The organism is Catenulispora acidiphila DSM 44928 (genome assembly GCF_000024025.1).
GTDB classification, from domain to species: Bacteria; Actinomycetota; Actinomycetes; order Streptomycetales; family Catenulisporaceae; genus Catenulispora; species Catenulispora acidiphila.
Window position 1 is genome coordinate 1,546,276 of sequence record NC_013131.1, and the last position, 24,595, is coordinate 1,570,870.

Here is a 24,595-nt window from a genome sequence, read left to right on the forward strand (position 1 = left end):
TCGTTGTCAACAAGACCCTGATGGGACCCCGCCGGGCGACTAGATTTCGGCGCAGTTTCCCTACGTAAACGGGAGGGGTCTCGTCTCATGTCAGAGAGCGAGCTGAGTACTAGAGGGCCGGTGGTGACGCCGGCCCGTCTCATAGCGGCGGTCTGCGTCATCGTGCCTTTCGTCGCGGTGCTGTGGGTGCCGATCTTCGACAAGGACAAGCCGGAAGTCGCGGGCTTCCCGTTCTTCTTCTGGTGGCAGCTGTTGTGGGTCGCGGTGACGGCCGCACTCATGGGGCTGGCGTACTTCGTCGTGCGGCGCGAGGAGCTGGCGCGTAGGCCGGTGGCTGTGGCTGCGGCTGTGCCGGCTGCGGCGCCGGCGGCGGTGGTTGAGCCTGAGCCTGAGCCCGCATCGGAGCCTGAGCAGGCGCCGGCGGCTGAGGAGAAGTCTGAGGAAGAAGCTGAGGAAGAGTCCGAGGAAGGGGACGACAAGTGATGCCCCACTCGACCGCCTCAAAGGTCCCGACTCCTGACGTCGGCACCCACGGCATCAACACGACCGAGCTGGTCGTCGTCGTCTTCTTCTTCCTGCTGGTCTCGGTCCTCGGCTTCCTGGCGGCGCGCTGGCGTAAGGCAAGCCAGGCCAACCACCTGGAGGAGTGGGGTCTGGGCGGCCGCAGCTTCGGCGGCTGGATCACCTGGTTCCTGCTCGGCGGCGACCTGTACACCGCGTACACGTTCGTCGCGGTGCCGGCGGCGCTGACCGCGGGGGCGTTCGGCTTCTTCGCCGTGCCGTACACGATTATCGTGTGGCCGCTGGTGTTCCTGTTCCTGCCGCGGCTGTGGTCGGTCTCGCGCAAACGCGGGTACGTCACACCCGCGGACTTCGCACGCGGGCGGTACGGCTCGAAATCGCTGGGACTCGCGGTCGCCATCGTCGGCGTGGTGGCGACGATGCCGTACATCGCGCTGCAGCTGGTCGGCATCCAGGCCTGCCTGGACGTGATCGGCATCGGCGGCAAGGGCTCCTCGACGTTCGCCAAGGACCTGCCGCTGTTCATCGCCTTCGCGGTGCTGGCGGCGTTCACCTACACCTCGGGGCTGCGTGCGCCGGCGGTGATCGCGTTCGTCAAGGACTTCCTGATCTACCTGGTCATCATCGTCGCGATCATCTACATCCCGACCCGGATCGCCGGCGGCTGGCACGGCATCTTCCACCTGGCGTCCACCGGCGCCAACGGCAAGACCAAGCCGGGCTTCCTGTCTCTGAACGACCACAACGGCAAGACCAACGCCTTCCCGTACGCCACGCTGGCGCTCGGCTCGGCGATGGCGCTGTTCATGTACCCGCACGCGCAGATCGGCGTGCTGTCCACCAAGTCCCGCAACACGGTCCGCAAGAACCTCGCGGGCCTGTCGCTGTACTCGCTGGTGCTCGGCTTCATCGCGCTGCTGGGCTACATGGCGCTGGCCGTCGGCTTCAACGGCACCGCCAAGGGCCACCTCGGCGGCAACGCGCAGCGCGCGGTCCCGGCGCTGTTCGACGCGGTGTTCCCGAGCTGGTTCGCCGGCGTCGCCTTCGCCGCGGTGGCGATCGGCGCGCTGGTCCCGGCGGCGATCATGTCGATCGCCGCGGCGAACCTGTTCACCCGCAACATCTTCGTGGACTTCATCAAGCCCGACGCCACCCCGCACCAGCAGGCACAGGTGTCCAAGACGGTGTCGCTCCTGGTGAAGTTCGGCGCCCTGGCCTTCGTCCTGGGCCTGGACGCGACCAGCGCGATCAACTTCCAGCTGCTCGGCGGCGTCCTGATCCTGCAGACGTTCCCCGCGATCGTCGTGGGCCTGTTCAACCGCTGGTTCCACCGCTGGGCCCTGGTCGCGGGCCTGTGGACCGGCGTGATCTACGGCGTCGTGGTCGCCTGGCAGCAGAAGAAGTTCGCCGCCGACGGCAAAACCGTCACCCAGCACCACTTCGGCAGCCAGATCGCCAAGGTCCCCGGCACGCATCTGTTCTCCTACATCGCCATCACCGCCCTGGTGGTGAACCTGATCGTCGCGGTGGTCCTGACCCTGGTCTTCCGCGCCCTGAAGGTCGCCGACGGCATCGACGAGACCCAGTCCGCCGACTACACCGCCGACGAGGGCGACGCGGACCTGCCGAACCTGATCGAGGCAGAGCCGGCGCTCGCGGAGATCGCGGAGTCGAGCTAGCAGCGCACTGACGCAAGTAACAGGGCGAAGCCCCGAACCCGGACCGGGTTCGGGGCTTCGTGCCGAGTTCAGGCCGCGATCCCGCTGGCCAGCGCGTAGCGACGACGGTGCCAAGCGGGAGTGCCGAACAGCTGCGAGGTGACGTGCGCGCGCTTGAAGTAGAGATGAATCGGGTGCTCCCAGGTGATGCCGATGCCACCGTGCAGCTGAATCGCCTCGCCCGCGATCGTGGAGAACGCCTCGGAGCAGTACGCCTTGGCCCGCGACGCGGCGACGGTGAGCTCGTTCCCTGACACAGCAGCGAACGCAGCGGCATAGGAGGCCGAGCGCGCCGACTCCAGCAACGTGAACATGTCGGCGAGCCGGTGCTTCACAGCCTGAAACGAACCAATCGGCCGCCCGAACTGCACCCGCTGCTTCGCATAGGCGAGGGTCAGATCAAACGCACGCTGCGCAGCGCCGACCTGCTCGGCCGAGATCGCAACACACGCCAAGTCCAGCACCCGCTCCAGCAGCAGGGGATCGGCGCCGAGGAAGATGGCAGGGGAGTCGCGGAACTCGACGCATGCCTGCGGCCGACCCGGATCGACGGTCTCGACAGCAGAAACCACCGCATCCGCAGCAGAGACCACGAAGACGCCATAACCCGAGACCGAGTGCGCATCGAGTGATTGCCACGGTCCGCGACCGATGGCAGCCTCGCGCGCCTGCCCGCGATCAGTGGCTGATTCCTGCGCCTGCCCGAGACCAGTTTCCGCCCGCGCCTGCCCGCGCCCAGCGCCTGATTCTTGCCGCGGTGCGCGACCGCTGTCTGGCTTACCTGCCGCCTCGCCGCGTGCCCCTGGCATTCGTGCTTGAGCTACGAACAAGCCCGAATCCCCGCCGTCCAGCACATGTTCCTCGATCCCGGTCAGCCGCCAGCCATCGCCGCCGCCCCCAACCGCAGCCTCGACCACAGCCTCGACCGTGCCACTCCAAACCACCGCCGCTCGCGTCCCACCCCCGGCGATTCCCGGCAGCAGTTCCGCCTTCGCCTGCTCCGAGTCCCCCGCGAGAATCGCCTGTGCCGCGACCGTCGTGCTCAAGTAGCCGGGGGCGGCAAGCGCTGCGCCGAGTTCCTCGAGCACGACGTGCGTTTCCAGGACTGAGAAGCCGGCGCCGCCGTATTGCTCGGGGATGGCGAGTTCGAGCGCTCCGACCTGCTCGGTGAGCAGCCGCCAGACGTCGCCGCCGGCGGCCCGGTCCAGCAGCGTCCGCACCGTCTGCCGGAGTTCTTGCTGTTCGGGGTCGAAGCGCATGGCGCGGACCGTAGCCGGGTTCGGGCCAAGCCGCCAGGGCGGTCTACACCTGCTGGGATTTGAGCTGTCCGCGCAGTGTTTCCACGGGGACGGCCGGGAGTCCGTCGATGCTCGTCGCGTTCTTGCGCGCCACGTAGTCGACGTGGAACTCCTCGTCGCGGCGGCCGAAGTACTCCGCGAGCAGGCGGCGGTCGCCCTTGTAGTCCATGAAGGGGACCGCGTAGCCGCACGAGTCGCTGATGCGCGTCGCCTGGACCAGGACGATCGCCCGCGCGCCGGGGTCCGCGGCCGCCGGGAACAGGCCGATGTACTCCTCCCAGCGGGGGTCGTCGCGCCAGAGCACCTCGCCGGTGCCGTGGACGCGCACGATGTTCGGCGGCCCTTCGAAGGCTACCCACATCACCGTGATGCGGCCGTTCTCGCGCAGGTGCGCCAGGCTCTCGGCGCCGCTGCCGGTGAGGTCCAGGTACGCCAGGCGGTCCGGGCCGAGGATCGCCAGCGAGCCGAGCGTGCCCTTCGGCGAGAGGTTGACGTGTCCCTCGGCGGCCAGCGGCGCGGTCGCCACGAAGAACAACGGTTGCGCCTCGATGAACTTACGCAGTTTGGCGTCGATGACCTCGTGCACGGTAGCCATGCTCAGAGTGTCTCGCCTGCCCGCATTCTGGGCAAGAACGTTTCGGATCATGGACAGCTTTCAGCTGTTGTCATCAGGTCCCGAAGATATCGCCGCGGCCGCTGGTGCGGTGGCACGCCCCGAAGCCGCCAGCGCGTCCAGATCCGCCAGCATCCGCTCGGCCAGATCCCGCTCCGCCGCGTGATACCGCTCGGCCCACTTCAGCGCGATCTCGGGATGGGCCCACGCCGTCTCGTCGTGCGCGGCGGCGACGTCCACCGCGGCCTCGGCGCGCCGCCGCTCGGAGTTGTCGCGGTGCTCCGCCACGATCTCGCGCAGCCGCTCGGGCTGGGTGAGGTGTCCCAACCAGACCCGTAGAAGCACGCCGTGCTTCAGCACCGGCACCTCGACCGGCGCCGTCCGCGCCCACCGGCGCACCGCCTCGCGCCCCGCGCCGCTGATCGTGTACACCCGCTTGCCGCGCACCTCGTCCTGCATCACGGTCCGCGACGTCACATACCCGTGCTTCTCCAACCGCTTGAGCTCGCCGTAGATCTGGCTGAACGACGGCGACCAGTAGAACAGCTTCAGCGACGAGTCGGCCCGCTTCTTGATGTCGTAGCCGGACAGCTCCTGCTCGAAGGCCAGCATGCCGAGCACCGCCCAGCTGGTCGCCGGCAGCCGCGGATCGTCGGTGCCTGTGCCGGTCCCGGTCCCGGTTACCGCCGGTTCGTCATGTGATTGAGGGGCCACGCCCGCAAGAATAGTGGTTCGCAGCTCGCGCCCCGGGCGCCCTCCGACAGTGCTCGACGACAGGGCTCGACGACGTGATCCCGCATGTCCGGCTCGAGTCCTGCGATACCGCTACTTGACCGTGATTCCGCCGCTGGAAGTGTGGATGTAGAGGACGTTGGCGGACCGGCGGTCTCGGACGTTCTGCAGGTTCGTGTCGCCGTTGGAGGTCTTGACGTCGTCGTAATACGGCGTGTGGCCGTCCGTGACGATGCTGACGCTCGCGTTGCTGGTGGTCGCCCTGATGCTCTTCGGGGCGCCGGTGAACGAGGCGTGGATCGAGGCGTTCTGGGTGGCCAGGGTCGCGTCGCCGGATCCGAGCTGCTTCGCCGTGATGCTCGCGTTCGAGCTGTGCAGATCCACCGCGCCGAGGACGCCGGTGACAGAGATCCCCGCGTTGCTGGTGTTGACCTGTACCGAGACCTTCGGCGGCACCTGGATGTCGATGTCCGCGCCGCAGTCGATGCCGCCGCAGTCCTTGCTCAGCGTCAGCACGCCGTCGGCGTACTGCTCGACGACCTTCGCGTGGCTGGTGCCGCTGAAGGCGTGCCAGCTCAGCGTCGCCTGGCCGCTCACGCCGAACAGCGCGGGGTTGGCGGTGACGTGGACGCTGCTGTCGCTGTCGACGATGACCACCCGGCTGACCGGCTGGTCCATGCCGAGATTCTGCTGCACCTGCTTGCTGTCGACGGTGCCCGACAGGACGATCGCGGCGGCGCAGGCCGGGACCGCGACCGCGGCGACGATGCCGAGCAGCGCGATCGTGCTGATCCGGACGGCGGCGATCGGGCGGCGGGTCGGAGTGGGTTCAGAGCTCATCTCAAGGCCTCTAACTGATGGTCACGTCGCCGTTGGTGGTGGTCGCGTCGATCTCGTCGGGGGAGGTGCGGTCCTGCGCGTTGGTCAGCGACTCCACGCCGTCGGTGGTGTGGACCGCGTCGTAGTAGGCGGTCCGGCCGTCGGTGCCGATGGCCACCGAGGCGTTCGTGGTCTCGGCCACGATCCGGGCCGGCGCGCCGGTGAAGGCCGCGTCGATGGTGCCGTTGGTGGTGTGGAAGGAGGCGTTCGCCGAGCCCAGGCCGTCGGCGTCGATGCTGCCTGCGCTCGAGGTCAGGTCCACCTGACCGGTGACGCCGCTGAGAGCGATGTTCCCGTCGGAGGTCGTTGCCTGCACCGAGACGTCCCGCGGCACCGACACCATGATGTCGATCGGCCCGCAGCCGCCCCCGGAGCAGTCCTTGATCAGGGTCAGCACCCCGCCGGAGACGCTCTGCCGCAGCGCCGGACGCTTGCCGTCCTCACCCTTCCACTGCACGACCGCCTGCCCGGTCACGCCGTTCGCGGCCGCGTCGCCGGTGATCCGGACGTCGCTGTCGGAGTCGGCGATGACGATCCGCGAGATCGGGCCCGCGGCATCGATCTTCACCAGCGCCTGCTGGTCGCTCACCTGCGTGGACAGCGCGATCGCCGCCGCGACGGCCGGCACACCCACCGCCACGATCACGCCGGCGACGGCGATGGTGCTCATCCGCAGGGCGCCGATCGGGGCGCGGTTCGGGGTGGCGTTGGAGGTCATGAGGAAATGGTGGCTCGGCGGCGGGGGTCCGGGCGATGGGGGTAGCCCCACTCTTGCCCGGGCCCAACACTACCTGCGCGCGATCTTGGGGGTCGGTGCCTACAGGTCGGCGAGTTGGTCGAGCTGGTCGAGCTGGTCGAGCAGCCGAGCACGGTGGAACGACGGACTTCCCCACGCCGAGTGCAGCGCCCGGATCTTCTTGAAGTAAACGGACAGGTCGTACTCGTCGGTGTACCCGATGGCGCCGTGGAGCTGGAGCGCGGCGCGGGCGGCACGGTACGCCGCGTCGCTCGCGGCAGCCTTCGCCGCGGAGACGTCGCGCGCGTCGGAGCTGAGCGCGGCGGCGAAAACGAGGGGACGTGCGAACTCCAAGCCGGTGTGCGCGTCAGCGAGACGGTGCTTGACCGCTTGGTACTCGCCGATGACGCAGCCGTACTGCACGCGCTGCTTGGCGTAGGCGACAGTCATGTCGAGCGCGGCACGCCCGAGGCCGAGCAACTGCGCGGCGGTGAGCAGCGCGGCGGTGTCGAAGATCAGCTCGGCGTGCGGCGGCTGACCGGAGACGGGGAACAGGCTGCGGGTTGGGTCGAGTGAGGCGATCGGCCTGTCGGAGGCGTTCGGCGCGACGGCAGGGATACAGAACTCTGCGATGTCGGCGTTCGGTGCATAAGGCGCAACCGGCGGAACGGCGGTGGTGGCCATCGATCCGGCGCCTAGGCGCTCGCGCCACTCGGCGAGTGCGGTCGCGACTGCGAGCGATTCGGGATACGGTCCGGGCGCCGCGTGGTAGCCGACGCGCTCCATGGCCGCGCAGAGTTCGACCGGATATTCGCCCGCGAGCGAGTGCATGCCGATGGCTGCCAACCCTCGCCAGATTTCGAGGCCCGGCTTGCTATCGCCGGCCGCCCACGCGCGAGCCGCCGCGATGCCGTTCGCGTCACGCAACAGGGAGTCGACCGCGTTGCGGAAGTCGCGCTGCTCCTCGGTCAGGGAAAACCTCACCGGACAGCCTCCTCGCTCCGCGCCCGGTCGCGGGGAGTGCGCGGCTCGCGGGAGCTGACTGGTGCGCGCGTTGCAGAGCCGCCCTTGCTCCGCGCCGGACCATCGGCCTTCGCGCGAGCGCTGCGGGTGCTGGCTGGTGCGCGCGTTGCAGAGTCGCCCTCGCTCCGCGCCGGACCATCGGCCTCCGCGCGAGCGCTGCGCGACCCCGCCCTCACCGCGCCCCCCTCGGCAGCCCGAGTACCCGCTCGGCGACCACGTTCCGCTGTACCTCATTCGTTCCGGCGTAGATCGGCCCGGCCAGGGCGAACAGGTAGCCGTCCATCCAGGCCGAGTCCAGCTTTTCCGCGTCGGGTCCCAGCAGGTCCAGCGCGGTCTCGTGCATCGCCAGGTCCAGCTCTGACCAGAACAGCTTGTTCACACTCGTCTCCGCGCCGAGCGTCCCGCCGTCCGCGATCCGTGCCGCCGTCTCGAACGTCGCCAGCTGGTATGCCCGCGCGCCGATCCACGCCTCCGCGACCCGGTCCTGGAACTCCGCCGGTCTGCCCGCTGCCTTCCACAAGGCGACCAGGCGCGCGGCCGTCGCCATGTAGCGCCCCGGCGAGCGCAGGTAGAGTCCGCGTTCCTTGCCGGCGGTGGCCATCGTGACCTTCCAGCCGTCGCCGACGCCGCCGAGTACGTCCGTGTCCGGGACGTACACGTCGTCGAAGAAGAGCTCTGCGAAGCCCGGCTCGCCGTCGAACTGCGGGATCGGTCGGACCGTGATCCCGGGCGCTGTCAACGGGAACAGGAAGTAAGTCAGCCCTCGATGACGCTCTGCCGCCGGGTCGCTGCGGAACAGTCCGAATCCCCAGTCCGCGAAGCTCGCCCGCGAGGACCATGTCTTCTGTCCCGCCAGCAGCCAGCCGTCGTCCGACGGCGCGCGCACCGCCGTCGAACGCAACGACGCCAGGTCCGATCCCGCCTCCGGCTCGGACCACACCTGCGCCCAGATCTGCTCGGCGGAGGCCATCGCGGGCAGGAAACGCGCCTTCTGCGCGTCGGTCCCGTGGTCGAGCATCGAGGGCGCCAGCAGGTTGATCCCGTTCTGCGACACCCGCCCCGGCGCGCCCGCGGCCCAGTACTCCTCCTCGAAGACCAGCCATTCGGTGATCGACGCGCCGCGTCCGCCGTACTCGGTCGGCCACGACACCACCGAGTAGCGCTCCTCGAACAGCTGCCGCTCCCAGCGCCGGTGCGCCTCGAAGCCCTCGGCGGTGTCCATCGACGGCAGCGGGTCGGCCGGTACGTGCTCTGCCAGCCAGGAGCGCACCGCCGCACGGAACGCGTCCTCGGCCGTGCTGAAGCTCAGGTCCACGCGGCCTACCGTACCAAGCAAACGATTGGTAGGGTAGACTCCGTGGACCTCACGTACACCGCCGAGGACGAGGCGTTCCGTGCCGAGCTCCGGGCATGGCTCCACGACCACCTCACCGGCGAGTTCGCCGCGGCCAAGGGTCTGGGCGGCCCGGGGCGCGAGCACGAGGCCTTCGACGTCCGCGTCGCCTGGGACCGCCACCTCGCCGCGCACGGCTGGACCTGCCTGGACTGGCCGAAGGAGTACGGCGGCCGCGCTGCCGGCGTCGCGCAACAGGTGATCTTCCACGAGGAGTACGCCCGCGCCAACGCACCGATCCGCGTCAGCCACATCGGCGAACAGCTCCTCGGTCCGACGCTCATCGCCTTCGGCACGGAAGAACAGAAACAGCGCTTCCTGCCCGGCATCCGCGACGTGACAGAGCTCTGGTGCCAGGGCTACTCCGAACCCGACGCCGGCTCAGACCTCGCCAATGTGAAGACCACCGCCGTTCTTGCCGAGCCGCAGTCGGAAGCGCAAGGCGGCGGCGAGTGGATCCTCAACGGGCAGAAGGTCTGGACGTCGCTGGCGCACCTCGCCGACTGGTGCTTCGTCGTCGCGCGCACCGATCCTGGCGCGCCGAAACATCGAGGCCTGTCATACCTGCTGGTCCCGATGAAGCAGCCCGGCGTCGAGGTCCGCCCGATCCTTCAGCTCACTAAGACCTCCGAGTTCAACGAGGTCTACTTCACCGACGCCCGCACCGCCGCGACCAACGTCGTCGGCGGCGTGCACGACGGCTGGCGGGTCGCGATGGCCACCCTCGGCTTCGAACGCGGCGTCTCCACACTCGGTCAGCAGATCGGCTTCCGCCGCGAACTCGACGGCGTCATCGCGCTCGCACGTCAGACCACTGCGATCGACGATCCGCTGATCCTGGACCGCCTCACCCGCGCCGCGCTCGGTCTGGACGTGCTGCGCCTCAATGCCCTGCGATCGATGACCGGGCTCGCCGACGGCACGCCCGGCGCCGAAGCCTCGATCGCCAAGCTGGCGTGGGCGCGCTGGCATCGCGACCTCGGCGAGCTGGCGATGGACGTGCTCGGCGCGGCCGGTACCGTCACCGGCGCCGACTACGACCTCGACGAGTGGCAGCGGCTGTGGCTGTTCAGCCGCGCCGACACCATCTACGGCGGGTCCGACGAGATCCAGCGGAACGTCATCGCCGAGCGCGTCCTCGGCCTCCCGAAGGAGCCGCGAGCGTGACCGTGCCGCCTGTGCCCTCGTACGTCCCCGGCCACGAGCTGCTCGCCGGCAAGAACGTCGCGATCACCGCCGCCGCCGGGACCGGCATCGGCGCCGCCGCCGCGCGCCGCTGCCTGGAGGAGGGCGCGCGCGTCGTGGTCAGCGACCATCATGAGCGCCGTCTGGAGGAGACCCGCGCGGCGCTCGCCAAGGATTTCGGCGAGGACGCCGTCCACGCGATGGTCTGCGACGTCACCCGCGAGGAGCATGTCCAAGCCCTGATCGACGGCACCGCCGAGCGCTTCGGCAGCCTGGACGTCCTGATCAACAACGCCGGGCTCGGCGGGACCGCGTCCGTCCTGGACATGACCGACGAGCAGTGGCTCCGCGTCCTGGACGTCACCTTGAACGGCACCTTCCGCTGCACCCGCGCGGCGCTGCGCCGCATGCGCGACCAGGACTCCGGTGGCGCCGTGGTGAACAACGCCTCGGTGATCGGCTGGCGCGCGCAGGAGGGCCAGGCGCACTACGCCGCGGCGAAAGCCGGGGTCATGGCGCTGACCCGCTGCTCGGCCCTGGACGCCGCCGTCTACGGTGTCCGGGTGAACGCCGTCGCGCCCTCGCTGGCCATGCACCCGTTCCTCGCCAAGGTCACGACCGACGAACTGCTCGCCGAGCTGACCGCCCGCGAGGCGTTCGGGCGCGCCGCCGAGCCGTGGGAGGTCGCGAATGCCATGGTGTTCCTGGCAAGCGACTATGCCTCCTACCTGACCGGTGAAGTCCTCTCCGTTTCGAGCCAACATGCCTAAACCTCCTGCCTCCGACCGCCGCGCCGAGCTGCTGGCCCTGGCCGCCGGCCTGTTCGCCGAGCGCGGCTATAAGAACACGACGGTGCGCGACATCGCCGACGCCGCCGGGATCCTGTCCGGGAGCCTCTACCACCACTTCGACTCCAAGGAGACGATGGCGGACGAGATCCTGCGGACGTTCCTGGACGAGCTGTTCCGCGACTACCGCGCGATCGTCGAGCGGCAGAGCGATCCGCGCCGCGCCTTCGAGCAGCTGGTCGACGCCTCGTTCCAGGCGATCGACCGCAGCCACGCGGCGATCGCGCTGTACCAGAACGAGGCCAAGCAGCTGCGCCAGTCGCCGCGCTTCGCCTATCTGGACGACACCGACCGCGAGTTCCGCGAGATCTGGCTCGGCACGCTGGAGAAGGGGATCGCCTCCGGGGCGTTCCGCGCGGATCTGGACGCCACGATGGCTTATCGCTTCGTGCGGGACACCGTGTGGGTGGCGGTGCGGTGGTACACGCCGGGCGGGAAGCTCACCGCCGAGGCGGTCTCGGCGCAGTACCTGTCGATGATTCTCGAAGGGTTCCAGAGCAGGGATTAGCTCCAGGGAGTGATGCGCGCATGGGTGAGGCCTACATAGTCGGGGCGCTTCGGACGGCGGTCGGGCGCAAGAAGGGCGCGCTGGCCGCGGCGCATCCGGCTGACATGGGCGCGCACGTCATCAAGGCTGTCGTGGACGCCTCGGGCGTGGATCCGGCGGCGGTGGACGACGTCGTGTTCGGCTGCGTGGACACCATCGGGCACCAGGCCGGCGACATCGCGCGCACCGCGTGGCTGGCCGCCGGGCTGCCCGAGGAGGTGCCGGGCGTGACCGTCGACCGACAGTGCGGTTCGTCGCAGCAGGCGGTGCACTTCGCGGCGCAGGCGGTGCTGAGCGGGACGGCGGATCTCGTGGTCGCCGGCGGCGTGCAGAACATGTCGCAGATCCCGATCGCGGCGGCGATGACGGTCGCGGGGCAGTTCGGCGTCACCGATCCGTTCTCCGGGTCGCGCGGCTGGCGGGCCCGGTACGGCGACCAGCCGGTGTCGCAGTTCCACGCCGCCGAGCTGATCGCCGAGAAGTGGGACGTGTCGCGGGACGCGATGGAGGATTTCGCGCTGGAGTCGCATCGGCGGGCGCTGGCGGCGATCGACGCGGGGCGGTTCGAGCGGGAGATCGTGCCGTACGAGGGTTTCGCGGTCGACGAGGGTCCGCGCCGGGACACGTCGAAGGAGGCGATGGCCGGGCTGCGGACGCTGGTCGAGGGCGGACGGCTGACCGCCGCGGTGTCGTCGCAGATCTCTGATGCCTCCGCCGCGCTGCTCATCGCCTCCGAGGACGCGGTGCGGACGCACGGGCTTACGCCGCGCGCCCGCATCCATCACCTCTCCGTTCGCGGCGCCGATCCGATCTACATGCTGACCGCGCCGATCCCGGCCACCGCGCACGCTTTGCGCAAGACCGGGATGAGCCTGGCGGACATCGACCTCGTCGAGATCAACGAGGCGTTCGCGCCGGTGGTGCTGGCGTGGGCGAAGGAGACCGGCGCGGACCTGGCGAAGGTGAACGTCAACGGCGGTGCCATCGCGCTGGGACACCCGCTCGGCGCGACCGGAGCGCGGCTGATGACCAGTCTGCTGCACGAGTTGGAGCGCACGGGCGGCCGATACGGGTTGCAGACGATGTGCGAGGGCGGCGGGCAGGCGAACGTGACGATCATCGAAAGGCTCTGAACTGTATTTATTCGCCGGCGGCATCGAGACACGGAAAACGTTCGCCGAAACGTGTGCGATCTGTGATGCTTCTCAGTTCCCGAAGCCAGTGACCGCACTCACCCCCGGCAGTACGCTGACTGGTGATGAGCAACAATACGAAGGCCGGCGCAGCCGTGGCAGCCATAGTGCTGCTGCTGTTCCTCATCGTGCGGCCGAGCAGCTCGGGACACCACTTCAAGGTGACCGCCACCGAGTACGACTGCAACGTCAAGATCGCCGACGACCCGCGCCCCCTCAACAGAGAAATCCTCTCAACAGTGGCCCTCAAATGCGCCACCCCGCCAAAGCAGACCTCCCTGGTCCTGCAACTCCAGTACCGCAAAGACGGCAGCAGCCCCTGGGCCAACGACGGCGACGCCCGCGCCTTCACCGGCGTCCCCGGCCCGGACTACACGGACATCAACATCACCCAGCCCTGCAAAGCCGGCAACTGGCGCATCCAGTACCAACTCCAAGGAGTAGCCGCCGCCCTGGGCACCAACTTCCAGGCGACGCCGCAGTATGGCAACAGCAAGGCGATCAGCCAGTCGGCGTGCGACAACTCCTGAGGCGAGTTCTGGGGCTGGGGCAAGATTTCTGGGGCTGAGGCGAGTTCTGAGGCTGGGACAAGATCTGGTGCTGGGACAAGACCCGAGGCTGAGCAAATTCCGAGGCTGAGGCTGAGGCAAGTCTTGAGCTGATTCGCGCTCGGCGCGGTCGCATGCCCGATGCTGACCCCTGGCTCGCGCTGCCGCAGTCTTCCCAGCAAGCACTATTCGCCCGCTGCCCGCTGCCGCCGCTTCTAGCTTGAGCCGAAGGTTCCTGTCCTAGCGCTTGCCATTCGCTCGCCGCCGCCTGCCGCAGCTCGCTCCGCGCTAACCGACTGCTCAGCCGCCGCCGCTTTTCGTTCGCGCCGCCGCAGTCCTCCCACCAAGCAGCTATCGCTCGCCACTCACCCAGCGCTCCCCGCCGTCGAGTTCCCTGCGCCGCTGCGCTCCGCGCGCGCGGAGCGCGCCTCGCGTCGGCTCTTCTCCAGGGGGTCGCCGTGCCAGCGCATCGACAGGGCGATGAAGGTGCTCAGCAGGGCGCCGACGATGGCGTAGTTCCAGCCGCCGAGGGCGTGTTGGCCGGGGAGGGGGGAGAGGGTGTAGGTCAGGATCCAGATGGTTGCGGTGGTGAGGCTGCCGAGGATCAGTGCACCGAACCAGGGGGGTGAGGGCTTGTCATTCATGGCGCTCCTGTCAACTTGGACCCTTGCTCTGCAGTGTGATGCGTGCCACTCTCATTGTGCAAGGGGTCCAATAAGGGATTCCCTCGAAAGCGTGCGGAGCAGCGGGAGGCTGTGACATGTCGGCGTCGACCCTCGGTTCCACCGGTGTGCGGCCGGAGGCGCAGGCCTGGCAGGACGGCAAGCGGTACCTGTGGCCGCTGGCGCTCGTCGTGCCGATCCTGCCCTACGTCGGTTTCGGGCTGTGGCATCGCTTCGACAACGCGCTCGCCTGGTACCTGACGCCGTTCCTGGTCTACGTCATGGTGCCGATCGGCGACTGGCTGATCGGCGAGGACGCCGGCAATCCGCCGGTGGAGCGTGAGGCGCAGCTGCAGTCGGCCTGGTACTACCGGGTGCTCACCTTCCTGTACTTGCCGCTGCAATTCGGCTCGCTGGTCCTCGGGGCGTGGGCCTGGAGCCAGCCGCACGTGAACCTGGCGTCCAGGGTCGGCATCGTGGTCACCGTCGGCATCGTGACCGGTATCGCCATCAACACCGCGCACGAACTCGGGCACAAGCGCGAGGACGTCGAGCGCTGGCTGTCGAAGATCGCCCTCGCGCCGTCCGGCTACGGGCACTTCTACGTCGAGCACAACCGCGGCCACCACGTCCGTGTCGCGACGCCCGAGGACCCGGCGTCGGCGCGCCTCGGCGAGTCGTTCTACCGCTTCTGGCCGCGCACGGTCTGGGGTTCGCTGAAGTCGGCGTGGGTGCTGGAGACCAAGAAGCACCGCCTGCGCAAGCGCTCGCCGTGGACGCTCCGCAACGACGTCCTCAACGCCTGGCTGATGACCCTGCTCCTGTTCGCAGCCCTCACCGTCTGGCTCGGCGTCGGCGTGCTGCCGTTCCTGCTCGTGCAGATGGTCTTCGGCTTCTCGCTGCTGGAGATCGTGAACTATCTCGAGCACTACGGCCTGCTGCGCCAGCGGACCGCGAGCGGGCGCTACGAGAAGGTCGAGCCCGTCCACAGCTGGAACAGCGACCGGCTCTCGACCAACGTCTTCCTCTACCAACTCCAGCGCCACAGCGACCACCACTCCTACCCGAACCGCCGCTACCAGGTCCTGCGGTCCTTCGACGAGGCGCCGCAACTCCCGGGCGGTTACGCCACGATGATCGTCGTCGCGCTGTTCCCGCCGCTGTGGCGCCGCGTCATGGACCAGCGCGTGCTCGACCACTACGACGGCGACGCCCTGAAGGCGAACCTGACGCCGAAGCTCCGGGCGAAGTACGAGGCCGAGGCAGCCGCTGCGGCTTCGGCCGGAGCTACGGCTACCGCACGACGCTGAGGTAGCGTCCGCGCAGCTGAAGCCCGGGATCGACCGACACCGGTCCCGGGCTTCAGCCTTCTGACAGAACCCCTGGAAGCGGCATCCCCCTACGATTGCGCACAATCGGCCGCCGCCGTCCTCGGGGAGGAACACCAACGATGCGAGCGCTCCTTTACGCCACCCTCATCGCGCTGGTCTGTTCGCTGGCGGGAACCCCGGTGGCGATCCGGTACTTCACCCGCCGGGGCTGGGGACAGGAGATCCGCGACGAGCTCCCGGAGATGCATCAGGTCAAGCGGGGCACGCCGACGATGGGCGGCACGGTCATCGTCCTGTCCACGCTGGTCGCCTACTTCGTGACCAAGCTCGCGACGATGAAGGCGCCGACGAGCTCGGGCCTGCTGGTCCTGTTCCTGATGGCAGGCCTCGGCGCGGTCGGATTCATGGACGACTTCATCAAAATCGTCCGACAGCGCTCGCTGGGATTGCGGGCGCGGGCGAAACTCGCCGGACAGCTGGCCGTGACGCTCACCTTCGCGGTCCTCGTCCTGCACTTCCGCAACACCGCCGGTCTGACGCCGGCGAGCGAGAACATCTCGTTCCTGCGCGACATCGGCTGGCTCAGCCTCGGACCGGCGCTCTTCCTCCTGTGGAGCTATGTGATGATCGCGGGCTGGTCCAACGCGGTCAACCTCACCGACGGCCAGGACGGTCTGGCCGCCGGCACCTCGGTCATGGCCTTCGGCGCCTACGTGGTCATCGGCCTGTGGCAGTACGGACAGAACTGCGCCGTCTCCCCGAGCCAGGGCTGCTACCAGGTCCGCGACCCGCTGGACCTGGCGATCGTCGCGGCCGCGGTGATGGGCGCCTGCTTCGGCTTCCTGTGGTGGAACGCCGCCCCGGCGCAGATCTACATGGGAGACACCGGCTCGCTCGCGTTGGGCGGCGCCTTCGCGGGACTGGCGATCTGCTCGCGGACCGAACTGCTCGCCGTGCTCATCGGCGGCCTGTTCCTCATGGAGCTGCTCTCGGTGGTCATCCAGGTCACCTCCTTCAAGCTGCGGCACAAACGGGTGTTCTTGAACTCGCCGATCCACCACCATTTCGAGCAGAAGGAGTGGAAGGAAGTCACCATCACGATCCGGTTCTGGATCATCGCAGGGCTCTGTGTGGCGCTGGGTCTCGGTGTGTTCTACGGCGGATTCAAGGCCTCTGCCTGACGGGACGCCAGCGCTACAGCAAGACAGATCAACCGCGCGAGTTGTTCTGCCGCACATGATCCGCGAGCGCGGGATCGGCGAACGGGGCGAGGTCGCCCCCGGTGAGCTGATCGAGCGCGGCGACAAGCTTGCGTTCCTCGTAGGTGAAGTGCGATTCCGCCAACGCCGCCAAGCCGTCCAGCTCGTTGCGCAGCCGGCGCAGTTCCTCCGGCGACGGCTCGTCAGCGAGCGCGTCCGCCACGATCCGCACCTGCCGCAGCAGCGCGGCGATCTGCTCGTGGTCCCGCATCAGCTCGGCGACGACGGATTCCAGCTCCGGATATTCGGCGACCACGGCGAGAAATACCGAGGTGTCCTCCAGCCGGTGGTGGTCCTCGAGTGCGGCGCAGAAGGCGAAACAGTGGGCCCGCAGATCCAGGTCGGAGGTATCGACGGCCGTTCCGTCCTCAGCGGCGTCGCGCAGCCGCCCCAGTTGCTCCCGCAGCCAGCCGTGTACTGCCAAAAGCTGATTCCCGAACGCGGTCAACTGATCCATCGCTCCATGGTCGCACGAGGTGTTTCATGAGCGGCGAGAAGGCGAGAACTAGAAGCCGTACATCTTCGCCAGCCCCGCCGCCGTCTCCGCGATCCGCTCCCGCAACGGCTCCGGCGCCAGGACCTCGACCTCGGCGCCCAACGCCAGGAACTGGCCGTGCGCATGGGTCAGCGACTCGATCGGCACCGTCGCCTTGACCCATCCCGCGCGCTCGTGGTCGTCCTCGGCGGTGGCTTCGACCGCCTTCACCACGTCCGCCGCCATCACTTCCGCCAGCCGCTGCCTCCCGGCCGGCGACAGCCGGATCAGCGCGTCGCCCTGGATCAGCCGCGTCCGGAACTCCGCGACCTGCCGGGCCCAGTACGCGGTGAGGTCGAAGTCCTCCGGACGCTCGAAACAGGAATCGTCGTCCTCCAGCGCGGTCAGCTCGAGGATCTGGTTCACGCGGTAGGTGTTCGTCCGCCCCGCGGATTCCGCGACGGTGTACCACTTGCCGGTCTTCAGCACGATCCCGTACGGCGCCAGCGTGCGCTCGACCTCCGTCGGCTCGGTCCACCGCCGATACAGCACCCTGATACGCCGCTGGTTCCAGACCGCCTCGGCGACCGCGGGCAGGAAAGGGCTGGTGTCCCCGTCGTCGTACCAGCCCGGCGCGTCGAGCAGGAAGCGCTCCTGGATGCGACCGCTGCGGTCGGCCAGCTCCGGCGGCAGCGCCGCCTTCACCTTCAGCTGCGCGGCGGCCATCACCGAGCCCAGCCCGAGCTCGGCAGCCGGGCCCGGAAGCGCGGCCAGGAACATGGCTTCCGCCTCGTTCGCCGACAGCCCGGTCAGCCGGGTGCGGTAGCCGGCCAGGAGCTGGTAGCCGCCGGCCGGGCCGGCGTCGCCGTAAAGCGGGATGCCGGCCTCGTGCAGCGATTCGACGTCCCGGTAGATGGTGCGGACCGAGACCTCCAGCTCCTCGGCCAGCTGATGGGCCGTCATGCGTCCCCGGGTCTGCAGGAGCAGGAGCAGGGAGACGAGTCGGCTGGCGCGCATGTCTGGATTATCCGTCGCACCGCCGACAGTTTCGCCTCAGGCGGTGAAGCCGGTGCGGACTTTGCTGGTGACGGTCTTGCGCGCGGCGTAGAAGTCGGCGCGCACGGTCGCGAACACGACCATGTCGCGGTACTCCCCGGCGCGGAAGTGGCAGCCGCGGCAGACGCCCTCGCGCACCAGGCCGGCCTTCTCCAGCGCGCGCTGCTCGGCCAGGTTCTCCACGTCGGTCGAGGCCTCGACGCGGTTCACCGTCGTGGTGTCGAACAGGTACTCGATCAGCTGGCGCTGCGCCTCGCTCCCGTGGCCCTTGCCGCGGCCGGAGGGGATCAGGCTGATCCCGAAGTTGAGCGCCGGCGCCGTGACCGGCCCGTAGTGGACCGGGTGCCAGCTCACGTTGCCGATGTACTCGCCGTCGGCTTCCACCGACAGCCGGCCGTTCAGCTCGCCGAACTTGGGGAAGGATTCGCCCGACTCGACAGCCTTGCGGGCGCGGCCCGGGTTGATGAAGCCGTAGTAGCTGTAGGGCTCGGTCTCGGGGGTCGGCGCGTTGGCCTCCTCGATGGCACAGTCCTCCAGCGTGATCGGACGGAGGCGGACCGTGGTCGCAGGGGTGTCGTAAGTCATAGCCGCCAAGTTAGCCCACTACAGTCGCCGATGCCCCCGACAAAGCAGCCACCGCCTCGGCGATGATCCGGTCGACGAGGTCCTCGCAGCTCGGCAGATCCTCGATCAGGCCGACGACCTGACCGGCGGACAGCACCCCGGCCGCCGGATTCCCCTGTACCAGCCCGGCTTTCAGCAGCATCGGCGTGTTCGCCGCCATCACGACCTGTCCCAGGCGCAAGCCGTGATGCTTGCGCATCGCCAAGCCGTCCTTGGCCATCGCGCGCAGCGACATGCCGGTCATCTTCTTGAACGCCAAGCCGTTGCGGGCCGAGCGCAGCAGCGAACTCGCCGTTCCGGAGCGCTCGATCTGCTCCACGAGCCCGGTGCGCAGCACGCGGTGCGGGACGCCGTCGATCTTCGGCGTCGCGATGGTCCCGTTCACGTCCGCCGCCAGATACAACGCCTTCACCGCCTCGGGAACGCGCGAGTCGGAGGTCAGCAGGAACCGCGTCCCCATCGCGATGCCGTCGGCGCCGTAGGCCAATGCCGCCGCGAGTCCGCGTCCGTCGAAGAAGCCGCCGGCGGCCAGGACCGGGATGTCCACGGCGGCGGTGATCTGCGGCAGCAGCAGGCTGGTCGCGACGCCGCCGGTGTGCCCGCCGCCCTCGCCGCCCTGCACCACCACCGCGTCCACGCCCCACGCCGCGACCTTCTCGGCGTGCCGCTTCGCGCCGATCGACGGCACGACCACGGTCCCGGCGTCCTTCAGCTTCGCGATCAGCTCCCGCTTCGGCGCCAGCGCGAAGGAGGCGACCCGCACCCCTTCCTTGATGAGCAGATCGACGCGTTCGGCGGCGTCGGCGGCATCAGCCCTCAGATTTACACCGAAGGGAGCATCAGTACGCTCCTTCACTTCACGGATCGCCGCGGCCAGCTCGTCGTAGGACATGGTCGCCGACGCCAGGATCCCCAACGCTCCGGCGCGGGCGGTCGCGGTCACCAGGTGCGGACCGGCGACCCAGCCCATGCCGGTCTGCACGATCGGGTGCCGGACGCCCACGATCTCCGTCCACCGGGTGCGGATCCGCTGCTCCAGCATGCGCGGTCATCCCCTTCCGGCGGACGGGACTTCGCGCTCGCGGGTGGTCTTCGGGTCCAGGACCTCGCGGATCAGCCGCAGCGCCTCGGCGTCCGGCTCCGGGGTGGTGTCCGGGTTGTCGGTGCCGACCAGGACGAAGCCGGTCGCCGCCACCACGTCGTCGACCGAGACGCCGGGATGGATCGACCGCAGGCGCATGCGGTGGTCCTTGGTCTGGAAGTCGAACACCGCCAGGTTCGTCACGATGCGGCGGATCTCGTGGAAGCGCGCCGCGTATCCGACGCCGCGCGCGCGGTCGTATCCGAGCCCTGAGACGGTGTCCACCTTCTCCACGAACACCTTGGGGGAGTGGTTGGCGATCCAGTAGCTCGTCGGGTGGTTGACGGTGTTGCCCGGCGCGCCGCGGACGCCGATCAGCTGCGCCTTGGGGCGCGTGAAGTCCGTGCCGATGGCGGAGATGTTCTGGTTGCCGAACTTGTCCAGTTGGCTGGCGCCCATCATGACGTGGCGCGAGCCGTGCCAGACGACGTCGAACAGCTGGCGGTAGGGGATGTGCGCCTCGACGTGCGAGGCGGCGCCGGTGGGGTCGGTCAGGTAGTTCGCGTCGCCGTCGGAGAGCATGAGTCCGGGGGCGAAGGTCAGCTTGGCCAGTCGGGCGCCGAGCGCCGGGATCAGGCCCATCGGCGAGGCGATGATCTCGCCGTCGCCGCGCCAGGCTTCGGCGCAGGCGGCGACGCAGACTTCGGCGCGGGTCACGTCGCTCATCGGCTTGCCTCCACGAAGATCTCACCGGCCGCGTATGCCTTCTGCGCCACCTCGTCGCGGCCGTAGTCCGGGACACAGCTGGTGAATCCGGCGCCACCGGGGATCTCGACCACTCCGTCGACCATCATCCGGTTGATCTTCAACGATTGCGGCGGTCCGGCGGCCAGGAGTTCGGCGGTGTCGACGACGCGTTCGCAGGAGACGTAACGCTTCTCGGCGGCCAGGCAGTAGAGGTCGTCGAAGTAGATGTCAGGGCCCAGATACTGGGTGTTGCCGAACATGTCGGCGCGGTTCAGGTGGACCAGGGCGGCGTCGAGGTGGATCGCCGGCATGGCCAACAGTTTCTCGCCGTCGTCGTAGGGCGAGTCGACGGTGCGCAGGTCGCGGTTGTTGCGCATGACGTCGGTGCCCAGACCTGCGCGGGTGGGCAGGAACGGCAGGCGCAGCGCGGCGGCGTACAGACCCCACTGCAGCGCGCCTTCGTCGAACTCTGATACCTCGATCTCGCCTTCCTGGCGGGCTTTGCGGAAGTGCGGGTCCAGGGGGATCGAGTCCAGGGACACGAAGCCGTACACCGCTTTGCGGACCTTGCCGGTCGCGCAGAGCATGCCGACGTCCGGGCCGCCGTAGGACACGACGGTCAGGTCTTTCAGGCTGGACTTGGCGATCGCGCTCACCAACGCCATCGGCTTGCGCCGCGATCCCCAGCCGCCGATGCCGACGGTCATGCCGTCGCGCAGTTCGGCGACCACGTCCTCGATGCTCATCCGCTTGTCGCGCATGCTCAGACCCCGCCTTCCACGAACTTGTCCCGTTCCTCGTCGGCGACCCCGGCCAGGTTGATCTCGAAGGTGAAGCCCTGCTCAAAGCGGTAGGAGCGCTTCACGTCGACGGGGTCGATCCCGTTCAGCGCGGCCTTGGCGGCGCGGATCACCGCCGGGTGTTTGGCGGCGATCTCGGCGGCGAGTTCCAGGGTGCGCGCGTGCAGCTTCTCGCGCGGGACGACGTCCCAGACCGAGCCGAACTCCAGCAGCCGCTGCGCCGAGACGGTGCGCGCCGTGTAGTACATGGTCCGCAAATAGTGCTGCGGGACGAGGCGCCCGAGATGCGTCGCCGCGCCGAGTGCGCCGCGGTCGACCTCGGGCAGCCCGAAGTAGGCGTCGTCGCTGGCGATGATGCTGTCGGCGTTGCCCACCAGGCCGATCCCGCCGCCGACGCAGAACCCTGCGACCTCCGCGATCACCGGCACCGGGCAGTCGTAGACGGCGGCGAACGCGGCGGCGCAGCCGGCGTTGGCGCCGAGCAGCGCGTCGAACCCGGCGGTGTTCTGCATCTCCTTGATGTCCACCCCGGCATTGAATCCGCGGCCCTCGGCACGCAGGATGACCACCCGTGTCTCAGGATCCTGACCCGCGGCCCGCAGCGCGTCGGCGAGCGCGAACCAGCCGGCCACCGGCAGCGCGTTCACCGGCGGCTGGTCCACGCTGACGGTGACGACGCCGCGATGCGCCGCACCGGGCTCGCTGGTACTGGTGACGGCCAAGGCGGCCTCCCGGGTCGGTGGGATGCGGGCAGAGCAACCTAGCATTTGCTTGGGACCGATCCTAGCCGTCGCTCGGAGGGGTGACCAGAGCGGCGGGAAACGCGCCCGTGACGGACAGTGGCCCTTGTAGGGAACTTGCACGGAACCAGCACGGAACCAGCACCGCGACCGATCGGAGCGCGCACGATGTCCCAGGACGACCAGCGCAACCAGCCGAACGAGGACTCTGCGCGGGACGCGGCGGCCGCCGGTGCCGCGGAGTCGGCCGGCACCTCGGCGCCGGGCGCCACTGGGCCCGCGCAGCCTGCTGCCACGACCTCGGGCCAGGATCCGGTGCAGCCTGCCGCCTCCGACCCTGGCGCTCCCGATCCCGTGCACCCTGATATCACGACCACTTCCGGCGCTGCCGATCCCGCGCACCCTGCTGCCGCCACCACTTCTGGCGGTGCCACCGTCTCGACCGCTGCCGCCGCCTCTGCATCCGCCCCCGCATCGCCTTCCGCGCGCCAGACCTCGGCTCGCCGCGAGTTCCATGAGGCTGGCGAGGGTGCCGCGCGGTATGCCGTCAGCGTCGGCGAAGCTCCGCGGTCCGGGTCCGAGCAGTCGTGGAGTGCCGAGCCGAATCCCGGCTACCAGCGTGATCCCGCCATCAACTACCCGACCAAGCGGGTCGTCGCCGGTACTTTGATCGGCGCGCTGCTGCTGGCTGGCGGTGTCGTCTATGCCGCGCGCCTGCTCACCAACCGGTCCGGCAACGGAAACGGCGCGGCGCCGTGGACCGCGGCGTACTCGCAGGACGGTGCCGTGGTCGGCGGGATCAGTGCGCAGAACAACGGCTCGGCGCCCGAGATCGAGCTCCCAGCCCACCTCACGTTCGGGACCAGCGGGTCGGTCAGCTCAGGGGTGTTCACCGCGGCGATCGCCTCGTGCCGGACCGCCACGGCGATCTCCGTGCCGGTGACCAGCGAGACCGGTACGGCCGCCGCTATCGGTACGTGGTCGTCGCAGGCTGCCGCCGCTGCGCAGAAGCTGCGTGCCGACGCTGCCACGCTGGAGAGCGCGCTCAACCTCGGGCACGCTGACGCGGTGGCGAGTGCGGCGAACACGTTGTGCCTGGGGTATCCGACCATCGCCGCCGTGCCGCCGATGCCGGATGCGGAGGGCTCGCACGCGTGGGCGTCCGCTGTCAGCTCCTTCGCCAACGCCGCGACTCAGGCGCTGCAGGGCGTCAGCGGCAACCCCGATGCGACCTCGGCGGCGTTCGACGCCCTCCGGCAGGGCAACGATCAGCTGACCGCGATGTCTGCGCGGATTGACAGCGTCTCCTAAAACAACAGCGCTGACCTGCGCTTCAACCCCTCCTGACAGCCGCTGACGGACCCGCGTCGGCGGCTGTCAGCCGCTGTCAGCGCCATGTGCGCGAGCTATCAGCGGCATCCCTGATGCTTCTACTCGTCAGCGAAGACGAGTACAGACGACACAGAGGGGACGGGGCGATGACCTCCTACGCGATCGAGGCCGAGGGCCTGCAGAAGGCATTCGGCGAGACCAAGGCGCTCCAGGGCGTCGACCTGTTCGCCAAGCAGGGCACCGTGCACGCGGTTCTGGGCCCGAACGGCGCCGGCAAGACCACCAGCGTGCGGATCCTGGCCACGCTGATCAAGGCCGACGCCGGGCACGCCCGCATCGGCGGCTACGACGTGGCCAAGGAAGCCGAGAAGGTCCGCGCCACGATCGGGCTGACGGGCCAGTACGCCTCGGTCGACGAGGACCTGACCGGCATGGAGAACATGGAGCTGATCGGCCGGCTGCTGGACCTGTCCAAGCGCGACGCCCGGGCCCGTGCCGCCGAGCTGCTGGAGTGGTTCGACCTCACCGACGCAGCCAAGCGCCCCGCCAAGACTTACTCCGGCGGCATGCGCCGGCGCCTGGACCTGGCCGCCTCACTGGTCGGCCGGCCTTCAGTGATCTTCCTGGACGAGCCCACCACCGGCCTGGACCCCGCCAAGCGCGAGGACATGTGGGGCGTGGTGCGCCGGCTGGTCGGCGAGGGCTCGACGGTCATGCTCACCACGCAGTACCTGGAGGAGGCCGACGCCCTGGCCGACGAGGTGACGGTCATCGACCACGGCCGGGTGATCGCCCACGACACCCCGCTGGGCCTCAAGCGCGTCGTCGGCGGGCAGACGCTGACCGTGCAGCCGCTGGACCCGGCCCGCCTGGCCGAGGCCGCGGCGCTGCTCCAGCAGGTGTCCGGCAACAAGGCCGAGTCGCCGCGCACCGGCGTGGTGTCCGCCCCGGTGAAGGACGACGCCGCACTGACCGAGGTCGTCGCCCGGCTCTCCGCCGCCGGCATCGGCGTGACCGAGCTGTCGCTGCACCTGCCGAGCCTGGACGAGGTGTTCTTCTCCCTGGTCGGCCGCCGCGCCGGAGACGACAAGGCGCCCGGCGGAGCCGCCAAGGAGCCGGCCGAACTGGACGACGCCTCGACCCCGGTCGCCGTCTGAGCCCTGCGAGGGCACTGGCACGGCGAGCGCCAGCAGCCGCAACGAGCGCCGCCAGCACAGCGCGCACCACCGAGCACCGAGCACCGAGCACCGAGC

The 24,595-nt window shown here is 69.3% G+C and carries 25 protein-coding genes and 1 pseudogene; 11 read left to right on the forward strand and 15 right to left on the reverse strand.

Going from position 1 to position 24,595, the window contains the following annotated elements; all coding sequences use genetic code 11:
• The first annotated feature begins 87 nt into the window (after window positions 1–87).
• The gene (locus CACI_RS47075) at window positions 88–483 is read left to right on the forward strand and encodes a DUF3311 domain-containing protein (protein WP_012785575.1); all 396 of its coding nucleotides are present in this window, start codon (window positions 88–90) and stop codon (window positions 481–483) included.
• Window positions 483–2,201, forward strand: a complete 1,719-nt coding sequence (gene mctP / locus CACI_RS06770; protein ID WP_012785576.1) for a monocarboxylate uptake permease MctP — start codon at window positions 483–485, stop codon at window positions 2,199–2,201. Before CACI_RS47075 ends, mctP begins: the two co-directional genes overlap by 1 nt.
• A 68-nt stretch (window positions 2,202–2,269) precedes the next feature.
• Here the strand turns inward: mctP and CACI_RS52115 are convergent, their stop codons facing one another.
• The 7 genes from CACI_RS52115 to CACI_RS06805 form a co-directional block, all read right to left on the reverse strand.
• Window positions 2,270–3,499, reverse strand: coding sequence for an acyl-CoA dehydrogenase family protein (locus tag CACI_RS52115; RefSeq protein ID WP_012785577.1), 1,230 nt, complete (start codon window positions 3,497–3,499; stop codon window positions 2,270–2,272).
• Between the two features lie 43 nt (window positions 3,500–3,542).
• On the reverse strand, window positions 3,543–4,133 hold the full coding sequence (locus CACI_RS06780) for a pyridoxamine 5'-phosphate oxidase family protein (protein ID WP_012785578.1): 591 nt from the start codon (window positions 4,131–4,133) through the stop codon (window positions 3,543–3,545).
• Window positions 4,134–4,193: 60 nt separating this feature from the next.
• Complete coding sequence (locus CACI_RS06785) at window positions 4,194–4,865, reverse strand: PadR family transcriptional regulator (protein ID WP_012785579.1); 672 nt, start codon at window positions 4,863–4,865, stop codon at window positions 4,194–4,196.
• A 111-nt stretch (window positions 4,866–4,976) separates the two neighbouring features.
• Window positions 4,977–5,723 (reverse strand): DUF4097 family beta strand repeat-containing protein, encoded by a 747-nt coding sequence (locus CACI_RS06790; RefSeq protein WP_012785580.1) that lies wholly within the window; start codon window positions 5,721–5,723, stop codon window positions 4,977–4,979.
• A gap of 10 nt (window positions 5,724–5,733) precedes the next feature.
• A complete protein-coding gene (locus tag CACI_RS06795; RefSeq protein WP_012785581.1) occupies window positions 5,734–6,480 on the reverse strand; it encodes a DUF4097 family beta strand repeat-containing protein in 747 nt (248 codons plus the stop codon).
• A 99-nt stretch (window positions 6,481–6,579) separates the two neighbouring features.
• A complete protein-coding gene (locus CACI_RS06800) occupies window positions 6,580–7,482 on the reverse strand; it encodes an acyl-CoA dehydrogenase family protein (RefSeq protein ID WP_012785582.1) in 903 nt (300 codons plus the stop codon).
• 211 nt (window positions 7,483–7,693) lie between these two features.
• Window positions 7,694–8,836: an acyl-CoA dehydrogenase family protein gene (locus CACI_RS06805; protein ID WP_012785583.1), complete on the reverse strand. Its 1,143-nt coding sequence runs from the start codon at window positions 8,834–8,836 to the stop codon at window positions 7,694–7,696.
• Window positions 8,837–8,878: 42 nt separating this feature from the next.
• On the opposite strand from CACI_RS06805, the gene CACI_RS06810 reads away from it, so the two are divergent.
• The 5 genes from CACI_RS06810 (at window position 8,879) to CACI_RS06830 (ending at window position 13,217) form a co-directional block, all read left to right on the forward strand.
• Window positions 8,879–10,081, forward strand: coding sequence for an acyl-CoA dehydrogenase family protein (locus CACI_RS06810; RefSeq protein WP_012785584.1), 1,203 nt, complete (start codon window positions 8,879–8,881; stop codon window positions 10,079–10,081).
• A complete protein-coding gene (locus tag CACI_RS06815) occupies window positions 10,078–10,869 on the forward strand; it encodes an SDR family oxidoreductase (protein ID WP_012785585.1) in 792 nt (263 codons plus the stop codon). The genes CACI_RS06810 and CACI_RS06815 overlap by 4 nt, the downstream gene beginning before the upstream one ends.
• On the forward strand, window positions 10,862–11,455 hold the full coding sequence (locus tag CACI_RS06820) for a TetR/AcrR family transcriptional regulator (RefSeq protein ID WP_012785586.1): 594 nt from the start codon (window positions 10,862–10,864) through the stop codon (window positions 11,453–11,455). The genes CACI_RS06815 and CACI_RS06820 overlap by 8 nt, the downstream gene beginning before the upstream one ends.
• A 20-nt stretch (window positions 11,456–11,475) precedes the next feature.
• Window positions 11,476–12,627, forward strand: a complete 1,152-nt coding sequence (locus CACI_RS06825; RefSeq protein WP_012785587.1) for an acetyl-CoA C-acetyltransferase — start codon at window positions 11,476–11,478, stop codon at window positions 12,625–12,627.
• Between the two features lie 125 nt (window positions 12,628–12,752).
• Window positions 12,753–13,217 carry a hypothetical protein gene (locus CACI_RS06830; protein ID WP_012785588.1) on the forward strand — a complete coding sequence of 155 codons (465 nt, stop codon included), beginning with the start codon at window positions 12,753–12,755 and terminating at the stop codon, window positions 13,215–13,217.
• Between the two features lie 383 nt (window positions 13,218–13,600).
• Here the strand turns inward: CACI_RS06830 and CACI_RS06835 are convergent.
• Window positions 13,601–13,882 (reverse strand): annotated as a pseudogene (locus CACI_RS06835) (cell division protein CrgA); the annotation flags it as partial.
• A 113-nt stretch (window positions 13,883–13,995) separates the two neighbouring features.
• On the opposite strand from CACI_RS06835, the gene CACI_RS06840 reads away from it, so the two are divergent.
• Both CACI_RS06840 and mraY read left to right on the forward strand, forming a co-directional pair.
• Entirely contained in the window at window positions 13,996–15,207 is a 1,212-nt protein-coding gene (locus CACI_RS06840) for an alkane 1-monooxygenase (protein WP_012785590.1), read from the forward strand.
• 140 nt (window positions 15,208–15,347) lie between these two features.
• Window positions 15,348–16,409 carry a phospho-N-acetylmuramoyl-pentapeptide-transferase gene (gene mraY / locus CACI_RS06845; protein WP_012785591.1) on the forward strand — a complete coding sequence of 354 codons (1,062 nt, stop codon included), beginning with the start codon at window positions 15,348–15,350 and terminating at the stop codon, window positions 16,407–16,409.
• A gap of 28 nt (window positions 16,410–16,437) precedes the next feature.
• On the opposite strand, the gene CACI_RS06850 is transcribed toward mraY, so the two are convergent.
• Genes CACI_RS06850 through CACI_RS06880 form a run of 7 tightly spaced genes read right to left on the reverse strand, consistent with a single transcriptional unit; the run spans window position 16,438 to window position 21,992 of the window.
• Window positions 16,438–16,944 (reverse strand): hemerythrin domain-containing protein, encoded by a 507-nt coding sequence (locus tag CACI_RS06850; RefSeq protein ID WP_012785592.1) that lies wholly within the window; start codon window positions 16,942–16,944, stop codon window positions 16,438–16,440.
• A gap of 48 nt (window positions 16,945–16,992) precedes the next feature.
• Window positions 16,993–17,979 carry a helix-turn-helix transcriptional regulator gene (locus CACI_RS06855; protein WP_012785593.1) on the reverse strand — a complete coding sequence of 329 codons (987 nt, stop codon included), beginning with the start codon at window positions 17,977–17,979 and terminating at the stop codon, window positions 16,993–16,995.
• 36 nt (window positions 17,980–18,015) lie between these two features.
• Entirely contained in the window at window positions 18,016–18,603 is a 588-nt protein-coding gene (locus tag CACI_RS06860; RefSeq protein ID WP_012785594.1) for a GNAT family N-acetyltransferase, read from the reverse strand.
• Window positions 18,604–18,613: 10 nt separating this feature from the next.
• Window positions 18,614–19,684: an NAD(P)H-dependent flavin oxidoreductase gene (locus tag CACI_RS06865; protein WP_012785595.1), complete on the reverse strand. Its 1,071-nt coding sequence runs from the start codon at window positions 19,682–19,684 to the stop codon at window positions 18,614–18,616.
• Between the two features lie 6 nt (window positions 19,685–19,690).
• On the reverse strand, window positions 19,691–20,449 hold the full coding sequence (locus tag CACI_RS06870) for a CoA-transferase subunit beta (protein ID WP_012785596.1): 759 nt from the start codon (window positions 20,447–20,449) through the stop codon (window positions 19,691–19,693).
• Window positions 20,446–21,231 carry a CoA transferase subunit A gene (locus CACI_RS06875; protein WP_012785597.1) on the reverse strand — a complete coding sequence of 262 codons (786 nt, stop codon included), beginning with the start codon at window positions 21,229–21,231 and terminating at the stop codon, window positions 20,446–20,448. Before CACI_RS06875 ends, CACI_RS06870 begins: the two co-directional genes overlap by 4 nt.
• 2 nt (window positions 21,232–21,233) lie before the next feature.
• A complete protein-coding gene (locus tag CACI_RS06880; RefSeq protein ID WP_012785598.1) occupies window positions 21,234–21,992 on the reverse strand; it encodes an enoyl-CoA hydratase family protein in 759 nt (252 codons plus the stop codon).
• 186 nt (window positions 21,993–22,178) lie between these two features.
• Here CACI_RS06880 and CACI_RS06885 point away from each other — a divergent pair, with 186 nt between their 5' ends.
• A complete protein-coding gene (locus CACI_RS06885; protein WP_012785599.1) occupies window positions 22,179–23,321 on the forward strand; it encodes a hypothetical protein in 1,143 nt (380 codons plus the stop codon).
• Between the two features lie 167 nt (window positions 23,322–23,488).
• Window positions 23,489–24,499: an ATP-binding cassette domain-containing protein gene (locus CACI_RS06890; RefSeq protein ID WP_012785600.1), complete on the forward strand. Its 1,011-nt coding sequence runs from the start codon at window positions 23,489–23,491 to the stop codon at window positions 24,497–24,499.
• Window positions 24,500–24,595 lie beyond the last annotated feature (96 nt).